18 protein-coding genes are annotated in these 19,246 nt (G+C 45.4%); all 18 read left to right on the forward strand.

From position 1 onward, the window contains the following. The first annotated feature begins 10 nt into the window (after nt 1-10). Entirely contained in the window at nt 11-1,516 is a 1,506-nt protein-coding gene (atpA, locus tag CRO17_RS03255) for a F0F1 ATP synthase subunit alpha (RefSeq protein WP_097039196.1), read from the forward strand. A 59-nt stretch (nt 1,517-1,575) separates the two neighbouring features. After that, complete coding sequence (atpG, locus tag CRO17_RS03260; RefSeq protein WP_097039198.1) at nt 1,576-2,442, forward strand: ATP synthase F1 subunit gamma; 867 nt, start codon at nt 1,576-1,578, stop codon at nt 2,440-2,442. Between the two features lie 23 nt (nt 2,443-2,465). Beyond that, nucleotides 2,466-3,857: a F0F1 ATP synthase subunit beta gene (atpD, locus tag CRO17_RS03265; protein WP_097039200.1), complete on the forward strand. Its 1,392-nt coding sequence runs from the start codon at nt 2,466-2,468 to the stop codon at nt 3,855-3,857. A 41-nt stretch (nt 3,858-3,898) separates the two neighbouring features. Beyond that, nucleotides 3,899-4,303, forward strand: coding sequence for a F0F1 ATP synthase subunit epsilon (locus CRO17_RS03270; RefSeq protein WP_097039202.1), 405 nt, complete (start codon nt 3,899-3,901; stop codon nt 4,301-4,303). Nucleotides 4,304-4,500: 197 nt separating this feature from the next. After that, nucleotides 4,501-4,734 (forward strand): DUF1146 family protein, encoded by a 234-nt coding sequence (locus CRO17_RS03275; protein WP_077307136.1) that lies wholly within the window; start codon nt 4,501-4,503, stop codon nt 4,732-4,734. A gap of 149 nt (nt 4,735-4,883) precedes the next feature. Beyond that, the gene (locus tag CRO17_RS03280) at nt 4,884-5,591 is read left to right on the forward strand and encodes a YwmB family TATA-box binding protein (protein WP_097039204.1); all 708 of its coding nucleotides are present in this window, start codon (nt 4,884-4,886) and stop codon (nt 5,589-5,591) included. A 33-nt stretch (nt 5,592-5,624) separates the two neighbouring features. After that, complete coding sequence (gene murA / locus CRO17_RS03285) at nt 5,625-6,929, forward strand: UDP-N-acetylglucosamine 1-carboxyvinyltransferase (protein ID WP_097039206.1); 1,305 nt, start codon at nt 5,625-5,627, stop codon at nt 6,927-6,929. Between the two features lie 554 nt (nt 6,930-7,483). Further along, nucleotides 7,484-8,419, forward strand: coding sequence for an ABC transporter permease (locus CRO17_RS03290; protein WP_097039209.1), 936 nt, complete (start codon nt 7,484-7,486; stop codon nt 8,417-8,419). 2 nt (nt 8,420-8,421) lie between these two features. Then, on the forward strand, nt 8,422-9,375 hold the full coding sequence (locus CRO17_RS03295; RefSeq protein WP_097039211.1) for an ABC transporter permease: 954 nt from the start codon (nt 8,422-8,424) through the stop codon (nt 9,373-9,375). Nucleotides 9,376-9,379: 4 nt separating this feature from the next. Continuing rightward, nucleotides 9,380-10,381: an ABC transporter ATP-binding protein gene (locus CRO17_RS03300; protein ID WP_097039213.1), complete on the forward strand. Its 1,002-nt coding sequence runs from the start codon at nt 9,380-9,382 to the stop codon at nt 10,379-10,381. Nucleotides 10,382-10,394: 13 nt separating this feature from the next. After that, entirely contained in the window at nt 10,395-12,020 is a 1,626-nt protein-coding gene (locus CRO17_RS03305; RefSeq protein WP_097039215.1) for a peptide ABC transporter substrate-binding protein, read from the forward strand. A gap of 81 nt (nt 12,021-12,101) precedes the next feature. Further along, nucleotides 12,102-13,022: a S66 peptidase family protein gene (locus CRO17_RS03310; protein WP_097039217.1), complete on the forward strand. Its 921-nt coding sequence runs from the start codon at nt 12,102-12,104 to the stop codon at nt 13,020-13,022. Beyond that, nucleotides 13,019-14,116, forward strand: a complete 1,098-nt coding sequence (locus tag CRO17_RS03315) for a mandelate racemase/muconate lactonizing enzyme family protein (RefSeq protein ID WP_097039219.1) — start codon at nt 13,019-13,021, stop codon at nt 14,114-14,116. The genes CRO17_RS03310 and CRO17_RS03315 overlap by 4 nt, the downstream gene beginning before the upstream one ends. Then, nucleotides 14,113-15,000: a C40 family peptidase gene (locus tag CRO17_RS03320; protein WP_097039220.1), complete on the forward strand. Its 888-nt coding sequence runs from the start codon at nt 14,113-14,115 to the stop codon at nt 14,998-15,000. The genes CRO17_RS03315 and CRO17_RS03320 overlap by 4 nt, the downstream gene beginning before the upstream one ends. A 102-nt stretch (nt 15,001-15,102) precedes the next feature. Then, nucleotides 15,103-16,137, forward strand: coding sequence for a stage II sporulation protein D (gene spoIID, locus CRO17_RS03325; RefSeq protein ID WP_097039222.1), 1,035 nt, complete (start codon nt 15,103-15,105; stop codon nt 16,135-16,137). Between the two features lie 76 nt (nt 16,138-16,213). Next, nucleotides 16,214-17,164, forward strand: a complete 951-nt coding sequence (gene spoIIQ / locus CRO17_RS03330; RefSeq protein ID WP_097039224.1) for a stage II sporulation protein SpoIIQ — start codon at nt 16,214-16,216, stop codon at nt 17,162-17,164. A gap of 355 nt (nt 17,165-17,519) precedes the next feature. Beyond that, a complete protein-coding gene (locus CRO17_RS03335) occupies nt 17,520-18,587 on the forward strand; it encodes an AimR family lysis-lysogeny pheromone receptor (RefSeq protein WP_097039226.1) in 1,068 nt (355 codons plus the stop codon). 212 nt (nt 18,588-18,799) lie between these two features. After that, nucleotides 18,800-19,069 (forward strand): sporulation transcriptional regulator SpoIIID, encoded by a 270-nt coding sequence (gene spoIIID / locus CRO17_RS03340; RefSeq protein WP_077307162.1) that lies wholly within the window; start codon nt 18,800-18,802, stop codon nt 19,067-19,069. Nucleotides 19,070-19,246 lie beyond the last annotated feature (177 nt).

The following is a 19,246-nucleotide window of genomic DNA, read 5'->3' on the forward strand; positions in this document are numbered from 1 at the left end:
GTGAGACCGCATGAGCATGAAAGCTGAAGAAATCAGTGCATTGATTAAACAGCAAATCGAGAATTATGACACTGAAATAGAAGTAAGTGATGTAGGTACTGTTATTCAAGTTGGTGACGGTATCGCACGTGTCCATGGCCTGGATAATGTTATGTCCGGAGAACTTATCGAGTTCTCAAATGGTGTCATGGGACTTGCACAAAACTTGGAAGAATCAAACGTCGGTGTTGTTATTCTAGGTGAATACAGAGGCATCCGTGAAGGTGACGAAGTACGTCGTACAGGTCGTATTATGCAGGTTCCTGTAGGTGATGAATTAATCGGCCGCGTCGTTAACCCACTAGGACAGCCAATCGATGGCAAAGGTCCAATCGAAACAAGCAAAACTCGTCCAATCGAAGCACCAGCTCCTGGTGTAATGGACCGTAAATCAGTAGATGAGCCGCTTCAGACTGGTATTAAAGCAATCGATGCACTTGTGCCAATCGGCCGCGGGCAGCGTGAGCTGATCATCGGTGACCGTCAGACTGGTAAAACATCTGTTGCAATCGATGCGATTCTAAACCAGCACGATCAAGATATGATCTGTATCTACGTTGCAATTGGTCAGAAAGAATCAACAATCCGCGGTACAGTAGAAACACTACGTAAGCATGGCGCACTTGATTATACAATCGTCGTTGCTGCGGGTGCATCTGATCCAGCACCATTGCTTTACTTGTCACCTTATTCTGGTGTTGCAATGGGTGAGGAGTTCATGTACAACGGCAAGCACGTCCTAATCGTGTATGATGACCTTTCTAAACAGGCAGCAGCATACCGTGAGCTTTCCTTGCTTCTTCGTCGTCCTCCAGGTCGTGAAGCATTCCCAGGGGATGTATTCTACTTGCACTCCCGTCTATTGGAGCGTGCAGCGAAGCTTAGTGATGCAAAAGGCGGCGGTTCTATTACTGCATTGCCATTCGTTGAAACACAAGCAGGCGATATTTCTGCTTATATCCCAACAAACGTTATCTCAATCACAGACGGACAGATCTTCTTGCAATCTGACCTGTTCTTCTCCGGTGTACGTCCTGCGATTAACCCAGGTCTATCGGTATCTCGTGTAGGTGGTTCTGCACAAATCAAGGCAATGAAGAAGGTTGCCGGAACATTGCGTCTTGATTTGGCTGCATTCCGTGAACTGGAATCCTTTGCCCAATTCGGATCTGACTTGGATGCTTCTACACAAGCTCGCTTAAACCGCGGTGCTCGTACAGTAGAAGTACTGAAACAAGGCTTACATCAGCCGCTTTCAGTAGAGAAGCAGGTTACAATCATTTATGCATTGGTTAACGGATTCTTAGATGATATCCCTGTAGAACAAGTCGTGAGCTTCGAGAATGAATTCCATACATGGTTCGCTGCAAATCAAGCAGAATTGCTGAAAGGCATCCGCGAAACTGGTAAGCCAGCAGATTCTGACAAGCTTAACAGTGCGATCGAGGAATTCAAGAAAACTTTCGTCGTAAAATAATGCTTTATAAATAACGGAATGCTGCACGTATTCCTTAGCGAAGGGAGGCTGCATGCGCCTTGGCATCCTTAAGAGATATTCAAAGTAAAATTAACTCTACAAAAAAGACTAAACAGATTACGAATGCAATGCAGATGGTATCCGCTTCTAAGTTGACACGAGCGGAGCAGAATGCGAAAGCTTTCGTGCCATATAGTGAAAAGATGCAAGAGGTTGTGTCACAAATCGCTGCTTCAGGTGATGCCACACATCCAATGCTGCAAACGCGGGCTGTCAAGAAGACGGGTTACCTTGTTATCACTGCCGATCGCGGATTGGCTGGCGGATACAACAACAACGTCATTCGAGAAGTTTACCGCACAATTCAGCACCAGCACACGTCAACGGATGAATACACGGTGATTGCTGCAGGTCGTTTCGGCCGGGACTTCTTCAAAAAGAACAACCTGCCGATCGCTAAAGAAATCATCGGTCTGCCTGATCAGCCGGATTTTGCTGATATCAAGCAGATTGCATCCGAAGCTGTAGAAATGTTCCTGGAAGAAGAGATCGATGAATTGGTCTTATTCTACAATCATTTCAACAGCGCTATTTCCCAGGAGGTTACTTCTCAGAAGCTGCTTCCATTAACAGATATTACGCCGGAAAGCGGACGTTCTGTACAAAGTATGTACGAGTTCGAACCGGATGCAGAAGGTATTCTTAAAGTATTGCTGCCTCAGTACGCGGAGAGCTTGATCTACGGCGCCCTGCTCGATGCGAAAGCAAGTGAGCACGCAGCACGTATGACGGCAATGAGAGCAGCGACAGATAATGCAAACGAACGAATTGATGATCTGACGCTAACCTTCAACCGCGCACGACAAGCAGCTATTACACAAGAGATCAGTGAGATTGTCGGCGGAGCGGCAGCGCTGCAATCATAAGGATTAAGATAGGAGGGTTCCAGATGAGCAATGGTATCATTACACAGGTTACGGGACCGGTTGTGGACGTACGTTTCCCAAACGGCCACCTGCCTGCCATCTATAATGCACTTGTTGTCCAAATAAATGAAACGTCTACCCTCACATTGGAGGTAGCACTTCATCTTGGTGATGACAGTGTTCGTACAATCGCGATGTCTTCCACAGAAGGCTTACAGCGCGGAAAAGAAGTAGTGGATACAGGAGCAGCAATCAGTGTGCCTGTAGGCGAAGCTACACTAGGACGTATTTTCAACGTATTAGGTGAAACAATTGATTTGGACGAGCCTATGCAAGGCGAAATCAAAAGAGATCCAATTCACCGCGAAGCACCAGAATTTGAGAATCTTGCAACAGAAACACAAATTCTGGAAACGGGTATTAAAGTTGTTGACTTGCTTGCTCCTTACATCAAGGGTGGTAAGATCGGACTCTTCGGTGGTGCCGGAGTAGGTAAAACGGTACTAATTCAGGAATTGATCAACAACATCGCACAAGAGCACGGCGGTATTTCCGTATTCGCTGGTGTTGGAGAGCGTACACGTGAAGGTAACGACTTGTACTTCGAGATGAAGGATTCTGGTGTTATTACAAAAACAGCAATGGTATTCGGTCAGATGAACGAGCCGCCAGGGGCGCGTATGCGTGTTGCCTTGACTGGTTTGACAATGGCAGAGCACTTCCGTGACCAAGAAGGTCAGGACGTACTTCTGTTCATCGATAACATCTTCCGTTTCACACAAGCAGGTTCTGAGGTTTCCGCATTGCTTGGCCGTATGCCATCAGCAGTAGGTTATCAGCCGACACTTGCAACAGAGATGGGTCAGCTGCAAGAACGTATTACATCAACAAACGTAGGTTCTGTAACATCGATCCAAGCAGTATATGTACCAGCGGATGACTATACAGACCCGGCTCCGGCAACAACTTTCGCACACCTTGATGCGACGACGAACTTGGATCGTAAGCTTTCTGAGCAAGGTATTTACCCTGCGGTAGATCCGCTTGCTTCCACTTCTCGCGCATTAGATCCTGCAATTGTTGGAGAAGAGCATTACCAAGTAGCACGACAAGTGCAGCAAACGTTGCAGCGCTACCGTGAACTGCAGGATATCATTGCTATCCTCGGTATGGATGAGCTGAGTGAAGAAGATAAACTTGTCGTTTCTCGTGCACGTCGTGTGCAGTTCTTCCTTTCACAGAACTTCCACGTTGCCGAGCAATTCACAGACCAAAAAGGTTCTTATGTACCTGTTAAAGAAACAGTTGCAGGCTTCAAAGGAATTCTTGAAGGCAAATACGACAATGTACCGGAAGATGCTTTCCGTCTTGTTGGGCGTATTGAAGAAGTGCTTGAAAAAGCTGGCGTTAACTAATAAGCAGCAATCATGTAATAGTAGGATAGGAGGGGCTCCGGATGAGTACCGTAACAACCAGTATTGTTACTCCTGATGGCCCTGTTCTGGAAGCAGACTATGAAATGGTTAGCTGTACAGCGGAGAATGGTGAACTTGGTATTTTGCCAGGACACATTCCGCTTGTAGCGCCATTGAAGGTTAGTTCGGTTCGTCTACAGATTAAAGGCCGCACGGATTATGTTGCTGTCAGCGGCGGATTTCTTGAAGTCCGTCCAGACAGGATCACAATTCTTGCTCAGACTGCCGAAAGCGCAGCTGATATTGATGTGGACCGTGCAGAACAGGCGAAGAAACGCGCTGAGAAACGTCTGCAGGACAAGCAGGCTAACTTAGACCAAATCCGCGCTGAACAGGCGCTTAACCGGGCAATCAACCGACTTGAGGTCGCGTCACATTCCCGATAATGAAAAAACAGCATTCCGACAAGGGATGCTGTTTTTTTATCCTAAGGTCTATTTCCTGGGCAATAATTATAGCAAATCAGGAAGATTACCGGTATAATTTGATGAAACGTGTTTAAAAGTACGGAAATTAGGATAACTAGGTATTATGTGACAAGAAAGTCAGCATATTTCTGCTTATCCGCTAAGGAGTGTAGCATATGTTTGCTGTATTAGGCCAGGATGCGATGCTTGGGATTGCTTCCCACATTGCTTTTATGGCACTTACATGGCGTATATTGATGGGGGTCAATGTAGACGCATTAATAAAAAAAGGAAAAGTGTTTGAAGCGAGAATGCTAATTATCTTTTTGACTATTGTTATAGGTACAACGGTCAGCAATGTATTTCTTCAATTAGTAAGTTGGACGAAGCAGCTTCAGTACTTATTCTAGCAGGCTAGACCGAGCAGATCCAGAACGATACTAGTAAGTAAGGTCAAACATCACTCCTATTCATTCTATTAATCTAGCAGGCTCTGTATATGTAATCGTATTTGTGTTCATACTGTTCCTAACAAGACAGGGACAGGGGAGAAACAAAAATGAAACATTACCTCGCATTAATCGTAATTATATGTATGCTTATCGGTTATGGTATAGAGTCATATGCAGCAGAAACAGTGCAAGTTACAAAGGATGTTAATCGGATGTACGATGTTTTGAAAAGTGAAGGAGCGGACCTGCTTCAGTATGAGGTTACGGTCCGAGAAGCTGTTTCACAGCACGAAATACAAGATGTTTTGACATTAATAGAGAAGCATGGACATATTTCCAAGGAAATTTCGGAAAATGCTGCAAAATTTGTGGTACATACCCCCCATAAACAATTTGCTGCTGTCGAACGTATATTGCTAGTAGTACCGACTGATAAGACGTATCAAGCGGAAATTGTTTATACTGTTTCCGGTTCAGAATGGACGGATAAGGCGCAAGCATTTGTCCAAGACTTGACAGCTGAGGCAGAATCCCGATATTTCACGAGTAATGCAAAAAAATTCGCTTGTCTGAAAGCGGGTTTCGGTGATAAAATAAGCGAGGATATTTTGTTTCAGAATGTCATGAAAAAATTAGATGTTCAACAACTCACGAATATGAAAGATAATGTCTACACGACTACAACAGGGTATACAACACAATTGAAAGCCAGCCGTTCCTTAGCAGACAACATGAATGTCCAGCTTGCATTACATGAAGGGAATGGGCAATCAACAGTAACTGTAGGAACGCCTATCATAACGACTGAATATTAATATAGTGAAATTGGACGCGGAGGAGAATGAAACTTGGAAAAAATCATCGTCCGTGGTGGAAGGCAGCTGAAGGGATCTGTCAAGGTCGAAGGTGCGAAAAATGCCGTACTGCCTGTCATCGCAGCAAGTATAGTTGCAAGTAGAGGGAAAAGTGTTATTCACAATGTTCCGGCTTTAGCCGATGTTTATACGATTAATGAAGTGCTGCGCAGCATGAATGCTGAGGTTAATTTCAGCGATGGTACAATCACTGTTGATGCAGCCAAGCCAATGACGACAGAAGCGCCTTTCGAGTATGTTCGGAAGATGCGTGCATCTGTGTTGGTACTCGGACCATTGCTGGCTCGTTTTGGTCATGCGAAAGTTGCATTGCCAGGCGGATGCGCAATTGGATCCAGACCTATCGATCAGCACCTGAAAGGGTTCGAAGCGATGGGAGCAAAAGTGCAAGTAGGAAATGGCTATGTAGAATTACGTACAAAAGGCCGCCTGCAAGGTGCTAAAATCTATTTGGATGTACCAAGTGTCGGTGCGACAGAGAACATCATTATGGCTGCCGCATTGGCTGAAGGAACGACGATTCTGGAGAATTGCGCGAAAGAACCGGAGATTGTCGATTTGGCTAACTACTTGAATAAGATGGGTGCCAAGATTGTCGGTGCCGGTACGGAAACAATCCGGATCGAAGGTGTCGAAGAATTAGTTGGTGCTGAGCATACAATGATTGGTGACCGCATTGAAGCGGGAACATTCATGGTTGCCGCAGCGATTACCAAGGGTGATGTCCTGATTGAAGGCGTGGAGATGGAGCATGTAAGTGCGCTTGCTGCCAAAATGGAAGAGATGGGTGTATCCATTAAAGAGAAAGCGAATGGAATTCATGTCATCGGTCCTGAAAAATTAACAGCAACGGATGTTAAAACATTGCCACACCCAGGATTCCCGACTGACATGCAATCGCAGATGATGGCATTGATGCTTTGTGCAGAAGGCACTAGCATTATTACAGAAACTGTTTTCGAGAATCGTTTCATGCACGTGGAAGAATTCCGCCGCATGAATGCAAATATTAAGATTGAAGGTCGCAGCGTGATCATGGAAGGCCCGACCAATCTGCAAGGTGCTGAAGTTGCCGCAACAGACCTTCGTGCTGGAGCAGCTCTAATTCTAGCAGGATTAATTTCCGATGGTTATACACGCGTCACGGAACTGAAGCATTTGGATCGCGGATATGTCAATTTCCACGGAAAGCTTGCTATGCTGGGTGCGGAGATTGAGCGCGTTAATGACGAAGTTTTCGAAGAAGCAGCAGCAGCTGTAGAAGAAACAACATATTAAAGGAAAATAGCAGTAAGCCTCTTAAAAAGGGGCTTATTTTTTTGGCTTTTGTAAGATAACCTTCCGCACAATAACGGAAACTGCCTTCCTAACCTAGATAGGCTGTGCTATAATAATTAGAAAATTCACCAAATGCTGAAATTTAATGGAAGGGGGGTACATTCGGCAGCACATGCCAAGCATCCCAGCGTTATTAGATTATACATATGGCTGCAACCCTAGGCATACTAGTTGCAAACAGGGCGATTCTTGCTTGATGCGCGATTAGCAGTCAGATACACAGATTCAAAGGAAAATAACAAAGTTACATGAAGAGGCTTATTTACTAGTAAAGATAAGTGAAAACGCTTCCAATTAGAACTACATGATGAGAAATTTCATGTTTCTGTGGTCAAAGCAACGAAATCAATCAAGAGATGGAAAGCAGGTTCCGCTTCCATCTAATACGCTGATGCAGCTAGATTTAAATCGTAAAAGAATAATTAAAGCAGCTTGCGTGCTTTGAGCAGATTGGCGCTCGCTGCATACGATCTTCCGTGAGGAGTGAGGAGCTTATGGCGATTTATCTAATTCGCCGATTTCTGATTATGATTGCAACAATCTTCGTAATTGCGACCATGACCTTCATCTTGATGCACAGTATACCTGGTAATCCATTCACAACGCAGGATCGAAGTACGAGCGAAGCTGTCCAGGAAAACTTGAACGCCCATTATCACCTCGATGAACCGATGCTCACTCAATACGGTATTTGGCTCAAATCGTTGGTGACATTTGATTTTGGTCCATCTATCAAACAGCCGACCGAAACGGTAAATGATCTCCTGAGCAGAGGGTTTCCAATTTCAGCCGAGCTTGGGATGTGGACAATTATGATTGCACTATTATCTGGTATCACGTTAGGTGTGCTGGCAGCACTAAAGCATAATGGCATGATTGATTATATAGCGATGACACTAGCTGTGCTTGGTATCTCGGTGCCGAACTTTATTTTGGCTACCTTATTAATTCAGCAGCTTGCTGTTAATCTGCAGCTATTGCCCGCCGCGACTTGGTCTTCCCCTATGCATATGATTATGCCGATTATTGCGCTGGCAACTGGTCCTACCGCGATTATTGCAAGACTGACAAGGTCCAGCATGCTGGAGGTATTAACACAAGACTATATCAAAACGGCCCGTGCCAAAGGACTGTCACCAGCAAAGATTGTTATCAAGCATGCACTGCGCAATGCGCTAATGCCTGTTGTGACGATATTGGGAACGCTTGTAGCGGCTATTCTTACAGGTACATTTGTAATTGAGCGGATTTTTGCGATTCCAGGAATGGGAAAGTATTTCGTAGAAAGCATCAATAACCGCGATTACCCGGTCATTATGGGTACGACTGTATTTTACAGTGCTTTTCTTATCTTCATGCTGTTCTTAGTTGACATCGTTTACAGCATCCTGGATCCGCGTATTAAGCTGCACAAGAAAGGAGGCAGCTAACGATGGAACGACTTAATCGCCCAATCGAAACAGCAGTACAGCAAATACCAGATGAATGGTTTCAGCCAATCGAGAAGGATTTAAACAAAGCGGAAGAAGTTTCTCGACCTAGTCTGTCCTTTTATAAAGATGCGTGGATTCGTCTGAAGAAAAATCGATTGGCTGTAACGGGTTTATTCTTTTTAATCGTATTAATCCTTGCCGCAATATTCGCGCCAATTCTTTCGCCATATTCCATTTCAGAAGGAGCTTTGCGAAACCAAAACCTGGCACCTACAGCAGCGCATTGGTTCGGTACAGACAGTTTAGGGCGTGATGTGTTTACCCGCTTATGGTATGGGGCGCGTGTGTCGTTGTTTGTGGGGATAGCTGCCGCTTTAATCGATTTCTTTATTGGTATCATTTACGGCGGCATTGCGGGCTACAAAGGCGGTCGTATCGACAGTACAATGATGCGCATTATTGAGGTGCTTTACGGACTGCCGCATTTGCTTGTTGTCATTTTGTTGCTTGTCGTAATGGGACCGAGCTTGTTTACGATTATCATTGCTTTAACAATTACGGGCTGGATCGGAATGGCGAGAATTGTACGGGGTCAGGTGATGCAGCTGCGAAATTATGAATATGTGCTTGCTTCCAAAACACTTGGAGCCAGTACAGCTCGAATCATCCGAAGAAATCTTTTGCCGAATACAATGGGGCCAATTATCGTACAAATTACATTGACTGTTCCGTCCGCCATATTCGCGGAAGCATTCCTCAGCTTCCTTGGCTTGGGAATCCAAGCGCCGAATGCCAGTTGGGGATCGATGGCCAATGATGGCTTGTCTGCCATTCTTTCTGGAGATTGGTGGCTGTTATTTTTCCCAGCGCTATTCATCAGTTTGACGATGTTCGCCTTCAACGTACTTGGTGATGGCTTGCGGGATGCATTCGACCCAAAGCTGAGGAGATGACAACATGGAAAAGATACTTGAAATTGAAGATTTGCACGTACATTTCACGACATACGGCGGAACCGTGCAGGCTGTCCGAGGCGTGAGTCTGTATTTGAACAAAGGAGAAACACTTGCCATTGTCGGAGAATCCGGCAGCGGAAAGAGTGTGACGAGCAATAGCATCATGCAGCTGATACCGTCGCCGCCGGGCAAAATTGTAAAAGGATCCATCCAATTCAAAGGCAGAGATTTAGTACAAACGTCAAAAAAGGAGATGCGTGCGATCCGCGGTGTAGATATCTCGATGATTTTCCAAGACCCGATGACAGCACTTAATCCGACATTAACTGTTGGTGATCAGCTGACAGAAGGGTTAAAACAGCATACATCGATAAGCGCCGATAGCGCAAAGCAAAAAGCGATGGATATGCTCCGCCTTGTAGGAATAGCTGAACCGGATAACAGATTCAAGCAGTATCCGCATCAATTCAGCGGTGGGATGCGGCAGCGCATTGTAATCGCGATGGCACTTATTTGTGAACCAGATCTTTTAATTGCAGATGAACCAACAACAGCACTTGATGTGACCATCCAAGCGCAAATCATGGAGCTGTTCAGTGAGATTCAGGAAAAAACAGGTGTATCTATTATTCTTGTAACACATGATTTAGGGGTTGTGGCCCGAGTAGCGGACCGGGTTGCTGTCATGTATGGCGGCAAGATTGTAGAAACCGGCGACAAAGACGCTATCTTTTATAATCCACAGCATCCGTACACAATTGGCTTACTGCATTCTGTCCCGCGGCTTGATATGCAAGAAGCAGTACTCCAGCCGATTGATGGTACACCGCCAGATTTGTTCGCACCGCCACAAGGCTGTCCATTTACCGCTCGATGCGCCCATGCGATGCAAGTGTGCGCGAACGTGTATCCGCCTGCAACCAATTTATCAGCCTCACATCAAGTAGAATGCTGGCTGCAGGATGCACGAGCCACTAGAGCAGCCAGTCTGATGAAACGCTAAAGGGGGAAAAGAGATGAAAAGAAACTGGAAAATGTCCATTATTGCTTGTTTGGCTGCATGTGTTCTTTTGCTAGCTGCTTGTACCGCGAATAACAATACTGGCGGAAGCGGCGGCGAAGGAGATGGGGAGGAGAAGAAGGTATTGCGTCTCAACAATGGGCAGGAACCTACTTCCCTTGATCCTCCAGAAGGTTTCGATAGTGTTTCTTGGGTTATGGTGAACAACTTAATGGAAGGCCTGACACGTCTGGATGAAAATCATCAGCCGCAGGCGGCCATGGCGGAAAACTGGGATGTTAGTGAAGACGGCAAAGTGTATACATTCTATTTACGTGACGATGCCAAATGGTCCAATGGCGAAAGTGTAACAGCAAATGACTTCGTTTATGCATGGAAGCATATGCTCGATCCGGAGCAAGCTTATCAGCCCGCATTTTTAGCGTATGTTATTGAAGGAGCAGAAGCATATAACAGCGGTGAAGGTCGTGCTGATGATGTCGCCATCAAGGCAGTGGACGACAAAACATTTGAAGTAACGCTGACATCACCGACTGGCTACTTCCTGAATTTGCTCACTAATCCGGCATTCTTCCCGGTAAATGAAAAGGCGGCGAAGGAAAACCCAGAATGGTTTGCTGAAGCGGAAAGCTATGTGAGCAATGGGCCTTTTAAAATTGACAGCTGGTCGCATGACAAAGAGCTTATCATGGCTAAAAATCCAGAATACTGGGATGCGGATACGGTAAAACTCGATCAAGTGAACTGGGCAATGGTAGCAGATACGAATACGGAGTATCAAATGTATCAAAGCGGAGACTTGGATCGTTCGTCAATTCCAGCTGACAATGCCAAAGATTTAATGGACAGCGAAGAGCTGGTGACAGAGGTACAGGCGGGCGATCAATTCTTACGATTCAACGTTCAAAAAGAACCATTCACCAATGAAAAGATTCGCAAAGCGTTTGCGATGGCAATGAACCGTGATGATATTGCGGAGTTTATTCGCGGTATTGGGGAACAGCCGGCTCGCGGGTTCGTACCGTATGGCTTTGAAACACCAAGCGGCGGTGATTTCCGTGAAGAAAATGGCGACTTAGTTCAAGATGATCCGGAAGAAGCGAAAAAATTGCTTGCAGAAGGAATGGATGAAGAAGGCTGGGGTGAGCTGCCGGCCGTCACCTTAACGTACGGAACAAATACAGCCAATGAACGCTTGGCGGAAGGAATCCAAAGTATGCTGTCAGACAACTTAGGTGTTGATGTGGAGCTGCAGACTGTCGAATCGAGTGTGTTCAGCGAAGAGCAGACCAAGCTTGTGTACCAGCTTTTCCGCGGCTCTTTCTTGGCGGATTACGGGGATCCTGTCAACTTCCTGGAAAGCTTTACGACCGAATCTTCTTCGAACCGTACAGGCTGGTCCAATGAACAGTATGATAAGTTAATTGCAGATTCCAAGACAGAGAGTGATGAAACGAAGCGCTTTGAGATGCTGATGGAAGCTGAAAAGATCTTGTTGGATGAAATGCCGATTATGCCATTGCATTTTTACCAGCATGTGTACCTGCAAAAACCACATGTAAAAAATGTCGTGATGCACCCGGTCGGTTATTTAGAGTTGAAGTGGGCTGATATCGAATAGGGCAGACGCGGAAGAAGTGGTGAAAACCACTTCTTTTCCGTCTGTCACCCCATACATATAAATGGAGGAGGAGATGCGCGCATGAAGCCGTCTGCATGGAAAAAAGGAAATACAATTGGAATCGTTGCCCCAGCAGGTCCTGTTAAACAAGAGGAACTGTTGCGAGGGCTTGAGATAGTGGAATCACTTGGTGTTACTGTTAAGCTAGGAAAACATGTGTATGACAAATATGGTTATCTGGCCGGCAGTGATGCTGATCGTGCAGCTGACCTGAATCGGATGTTCCAAGATGATGAGGTCAAAGGCATTATCTGTGCTCGGGGCGGATATGGGAGCGGAAGAATCGCCGACTTGGTAGACTATCAACTTATTAAACAAAAGCCGAAAGTGCTGCTTGGATACAGCGATATTACGTATTTACATACGAGCATACGGCAGCGGACTGGTCTGGTTACTTTCCATGGACCAATGGTTGCTTCTGACATGGGCGAATCTGATTTCGCCAAACTAAGTTATGATTTGCTCCAGCAGTTTTTCACTCCAACAGATGTTGTTTATACGTCAGCAATCTCTCCGCTTGAAGCAATTGTCCATGGCAAAGCTGCCGGACCGCTGGTTGGCGGCAATTTGTCTTTGCTGATCAGTACACTCGGCACGCCGGATGAAATTGATACCGCCGGAAAGCTGCTTCTGTTAGAGGATATTGAGGAGCCGCCTTATCGAGTTGACAGCATGCTGAATCAATTGAAGCAGGCAGGCAAGCTGGATAGTGCCAATGGTATTATCATCGGTGATTTTAGAACTAGCATCCCGGAAGACCCAGAGAACTTGCTCTCTTATGATCAAGTTTTTGTTGATTATTTGACCGAATTGCAAAAGCCAGTTATGAAAGGGTTCCGGATTGGCCATTGCAATCCGAATATTACAGTTCCGCTTGGAACAGAAGCAACAATGGATACAGAAGCAAAAGTATTGCGTGTAAAGGCAGGGGTATCAGCGTGAAAGTCGAGCGAATCGATTTGTTTCAGACGCGCGTTCCGCTAAAGAAACTGTTTAAGACAGCACTCCGCACTGTGACGGAAGCAGAAGCAATTGTGGTAAAGGTGACGACAGATGATGGGATTGTCGGTTGGGGGGAGGCTCCGCCAACACATGTTATTACCGGTGACAGCTTGGCGAGTATCCGTTACAGCATTGAAGCGGTTATCAAGCCAAGCATAATTGGAATGTCGCTGTTGGAGCGTGACACATTGTTTGGAAAACTGCAGTCTTGCATCATCGGCAATACAAGTGCAAAAGCGGCAGTCGATATTGCACTGCATGATTGCATTGCCCAATATAGCGGGATGCCGCTTTTTCAGCTGCTTGGCGGGGCGCGTCAGACGCTGGAGACAGACTACACAGTGAGTGTAAACGAGCCGACAGAAATGGCTATAGACGCAGCGGCATATGTGAAAGAAGGATTTCATACTTTAAAGGTTAAGGTTGGCAAAGATGATATAGATTCGGATATCAAACGGCTCCAAGCCATACGGGAAACAGTAGGAAAAGACGTCGTACTTCGGCTAGATGCCAATCAAGGCTGGGACAGCAAAACAGCCGTCCGCGCAATCAGCCGAATGGAGGAGATTGGATTAGATATCGAGCTGGTAGAACAGCCCGTCCAAGCAGCAGACCTGCGAGGCTTACAATATGTGACCCAGCATGTGCAAACACCGATTATGGCAGATGAAAGTTTGTTTTCTCCCCAAGATGCATGCACATTACTGGAAATGCGGGCAGTTGATTTGCTAAATATCAAGTTAATGAAAGCAGGCGGTCTGCAGCCGAGCTTAGACATCGCCCGCATCGCCCGGACATATGGCGTGGAATGCATGGTTGGCTGTATGATTGAATCTCGTATCGGGATCAGCGCGGCCGCTCACCTGGCTGCCAGTCAGCTGCATGTCACACGAGTCGATTTTGATGCGCCGCTCATGCTGCAGAAGGATATCGTAACAGGTGGTGTGCAGTATGAAGGAAGCAAGCTGATACTCAACGAAACGCCAGGACTTGGTATTATATCTGTAAATACACTAGCGGAGATTGTGACATGAAAGAATATACCGTGGCAGTAGCTGTCGCTAATCTGTGGACAAATCCGGCTGCTCCCCGACAAGGAGATGCCCCTATTATTGCTAACCCCGCTGATCCATCAGCATGGGTGCATCAGCTCTCGCATACAGACCGTTTAGAGCTGCATGAGAATAATCTGGTTCAATCACAGCTTCTTTTCGGAACGTCAGTATGGCAAGTGGACCGAAGAGAAGATTGGGTGAAAGTGGTCGTTCCGTCTCAAGCAACACCAAAAGATGCAAACGGCTATCCTGGCTGGATACCAGCGCATCAGCTCGCATCACCGCTTCCGAAAACAGAACGGCAGATTGAGGTGCGGGCGAAGCAGACGAATCTCTTCCTGGAAAAAAAACGTGAAATTGTCCCGCTCAGCTTTTTGACCAGATTGCCTTATATAGAAGATACGCCATTAGCTTATAAAGTTCTAACCTCATACGGTCCGGGAATCATCTCGAAATCAGCGAGCAGCTTCTGGACACAACGAGCTGCCAGTGGAATGGAGTTGCTCAAGTACGGAGAGCAATTTTTAGGTTTGGATTATATATGGGGCGGCATGAGCAGCTGGGGCTACGATTGCTCAGGGTTCACCTACAATATGCATCTTGCTGGCGGCTACACCATTCCGCGTGATGCAAGTGCGCAATGTTTGCAAGGCAATTCCATTCCTTTGAATCAGGCAGAGCCTGGCGACTTATTATTTTTTGCTTATGAGAAAGGGGAAGGTCGTGTACATCATGTTGGCTTTTATTATGGGGATGGGCAGATGCTGCATGCGCCGAAGACAGGCAGGCGAATTGAAGTTTTGAACTTGGCAGGTACGGTGTATGAAACCGAGCTTTGTGCGGTTAGAAGATATTGGAGCTGATAGAGTGCATGGAGCACTCTATTTTTTTAGGCGCAAATGTTCTAGCATTCCCTGTCAGTTACATAGAGTAAAGAGTAGACCAGTCAGATAAGGAGGTCCTCTATGTCCAAAAAAAGCAGATCGAAACGCCGCCTGAAGTCACATATTCTCATCAGCATGCTCATTGCCTGTTTGTTTGCTGTCATTGTGGCACTCCCTACGTTAATTGTAGTACCATTTATAGACCCTGGCGGCAGTGAGAGGACGGCGACAGCAATGGAACAAGAAAAGCAAGTGAAGGAAACAGCTAATGTGGCAGTCGAGGTGAGCCGGACAGCGAGCAATACGGTAGAAACCGTGCCTTTGGAAACCTATGTGATGCGCGTTGTGGCATCTGAAATGCCGGCTGATTTCGAACTGGAAGCACTCAAAGCACAAGCAGTTGCAGCGCGAACCTTTGTTGTACGTCATATGGAAGATCATCAGGCAGAAGAGCCAGAAGCAATTGAAGTATCTGACACAGTCAGTCATCAAGTATATAAAAATGATGAAGAGCTCAGGCGGACATGGGGCAAAGAATACGATAAGAAAATGGAGAAGCTGACTAAAGCGGTGGAAGCAACCAGCGGAGAGATACTTACCTATCAAGGGGAACCAATCACCCCGTCTTTCTTCTCCACAAGTAATGGCTTTACCGAAAATGCAGAAGATTATTGGGAAAATGCTCTGCCGTATTTAAAATCAGTCGCAAGTCCATGGGATAAGCAATCTCCTAAATTTGCTGACCAAAAGATATTTGAGATAACGGAAGTGGAGAAACTGCTAGGAGTGACAATCAATCCAAATGAGCCGCCAGGTAATTTGAAGCGTACGGACAGCCAGCGCGTTGCGGAAGTAGAAATTGGCGGCAAGCAGTTCACTGGCAGAGACGTCCGGCAAAAGCTGGAACTCAAATCGACAGATTTCACCATATCAATGAAAGATGGTCATCTTATTTTTGAGACGAAAGGATACGGCCACGGTGTTGGGATGAGTCAATATGGTGCCAATGGTATGGCGGGTGAGGGCAAGTCTTATCAAGATATCCTGACACACTACTATACGGATACGGAGATTAGTAAACTGCCGGCAAATGGAGCGAAATTAGTATCTAAATAAGTATTGGAATTTTTTTCTGCATAGAAGGTATAGGAATCTAGCTTTGTGACCACAATGGTTGCAGAGGTGATGATCTATGAAGGAAAAAAATAACGTTTCAAAATCCAAATGGAAACGTCTTTTCCGTAAAAAATGGTTTTTCCCAGCATTGTATCTTGGTATTTCCGCTTTGCTTCTGACCGCGGTATTGTGGTATCAAAGCGGCACGAATGACGCTGATCAGGCAGAAGAAGACAAAGGTATCTTCGACTCTCTATCTTTCGATGATAATGAGGAAGCAACTCCTGTAGCAGAACAGGATGAAGTTGTGAAGTCGCCTGTAGCAGAAGATGCAGAAGCAACAGTCGTAACGAAGTTCTATGACCACAACGCAGACAGCGAATCCCAAGAGAATGCACTCGTACTCTACGACAACAAATACTACCAAAGCACCGGAGTGGATTACGCTGCAGCCGATGGCGGTTCGTTTGAAGTTCTCGCAGCATTAAGCGGGACTGTCACAGAAGTAAAAGAAGACGCTTTGCACGGCAATGTTGTGCAGCTAGAGCATAAGAATGGTGTTACAACGTATTATGCCAGCTTGGAAGATGTAAAAGTTGAAGCAGGTCAAGAAGTGAAGCAAGGCGATGTATTAGCAGCAGCTGGACAAAGCTTGTTTGCTAAAGATAAAGCAACGCACGTACACTTTGAAGTTCGTAACGGTGATACAGCCGTGAATCCAGAAACATTCCTAAATCAGCCTGTAAGCAAGCTTCAAGAAGCAAAAGCTGAATCAGTACAAGAAGATGCAGCAGATACAGCTGGTCAGACGGAACAACAGCAAGCAGATACAGAAGCACCAGCTGATGAAAACACGGATGCAGAAGCAGAAGCGCCAGCAGATGAGAACGCAGATGCAGAGGCAGCACCTTCTGAAGATGAAGAAGAGCCAAAGCCTGACGCTGGTGAAGAAGAAGCACCTAAGCAAGATGACGAGAAGCAGCCAGAAGAAGATGCAACATCTTCTCGCTCTTCCGCACAAACTTGATTTGAAGCAAGTAAAATGAACTAAAAAAAACCGAACTGCTAGGTGAATCCGCAACAGGATTTACAGGAGTTCGGTTTTTTTCTGTCTCTTAATCAACGATACATTGCTTTTTAATTATCTGGGAGTTTTTGTGTATTTGCTATTTTATCTACACGTACTATTCGACGTTTTAGGCAAAAAGCCGCCCTGCAAAATGAATAGGAAAAGCAGTAATTTGTCGAACGAATCAAACTTGAAAGAGGTTGTAATTATCTGAAAAGATGGAATAATGTAAAGGTGTCATGCATAAATCAAAAGTCGAAGTCAAGTGACTTTGTGGGGGTAATATTGGGAAATGTGAGAGGAGAAAAGTAAGTTGAATCAATCTAGTGCATGTAAAGAAGCGATTGACTTGGGCAAGTTATCTGCGGCATCTGGCCGGATGACAGACCTATGGTCGTTTATCCAGCTGGCAGAGCCGAGCCATGAGGTGAAGCAGACTGCCGACTTAGCCGCCAGATTTTGTTTACAATCCGCTTCCGCTGACGTACAGCTGGCGGGAATAGATTTCCTGGGGATGAATTTCTATGAAAAAGAACTGCAGCTGCTAATTGACAAAAATAAACAATCCTCACACGCGCGCAATAAATCATATGCCCAATTATATGAGTTGATTATTCAGTACCAAATATACAAACTGCCAGGGGACGAATATGAACGACAAACGAGCCGAGTTTGTGCTGACTATCCAGAGGCAAAGGCACTTATACTAATCGGCAAGATTTATCAGCACTTCTATTGGTCTGATTACTATATTCTCGGTCATTATCTCGACGATCTTCAGGAGACAATCCTGCATATTAAAGATTATATGCTGCAGCATATGATGAAGGTTCGATTAGAAAAACTGCTATTCCAATATCATTGGAAGCGAAACGAGTTAATCATTGCCCGAAAGCACAGCAGCAATGTTTTAGATCATACATATTTGCCAGGCCAGCGAGCGATGCAGCATTATAAGATGGGATTGACATTCCTCTTTGATGACAAGATTGCGAGCTTTTCACATCTAGCTGAAGGAAGTAAGTTAGCTAAACAATACGATATTACGTTTCTTGCCCCGCTTCTTGAGAGGCAAGTGCTGCCGATTGTAGCTGCTCACTTTGATCTGCCGCACAGGTTCGTGACAGATGATCCGTATGCACTCGCTTATATCGAGTTCCAGCTTGGACAGACAGGCAACGCTAGAAAACGCTACCCTGTGTGGAAGCCTGAAAAACAGACTGCATTTTATAAATACTTCTACGGCCTCATTTATCAAAAGAAAGATTTTCTTGTTGACTCCTATCATCAATTCATCCGACAACATAAAGACTTCTATTTTTCCCGCTTGCCGATGTATGCTATTCAAGATATGGATAACCGCAGACCTTCTCCGCGCTGAGAAGGTCTTTTTTGTGGCATAAAAGATAGAAGCAGCTAATAAGATGTTACAAACCAATGCAAATGATTGAAGGGAACGAGTGTGAAGCGCTCAACGCCGCGGACACGCCATCATCTTTAGACTCCTCATAAAATCGTACATATATGATTCACGTCTGCTTCTCATCTTGTCTCACGAACATCAAGAACCGTCAACTTAAGGAGGCATGAGCTGTGCATGATTATATTAAAGAGCGCACGGTGCGCATAGGCAAGCACATTGTGGAGACGAAGAAAACAGTACGTGTAATTGCGAAAGAATTTGGTGTATCTAAAAGTACGGTGCATAAGGATTTGACAGAAAGGCTGCCTGAAATCAACCCAGATCTTGCTAATGAAGTAAAAGAAATCCTTGATTATCATAAAGCAATTCGCCATTTACGGGGCGGAGAAGCTACTAAATTGAAATATAGTGTCGAAACAAATACCGAATCGCCTGCCTGAAACTTAATTTAAATCCTGTAAGTGAACATCCATTCTCTTCCTGACATTGCTACTTTTATCCTTATTTTCTTTCATAATTTGCTACTATTCTCCATGTTTTATGCTAGAATATATACTAAGTAGCATTATGTTCTCGAACGGATGCGACAAAGTTTCTATCTTACAGGGAGGATCTGA

Origin of the sequence: Terribacillus aidingensis (genome assembly GCF_900215625.1) — a bacterium.
Taxonomy (GTDB): Bacteria; Bacillota; Bacilli; order Bacillales; family Amphibacillaceae; genus Terribacillus; species Terribacillus aidingensis.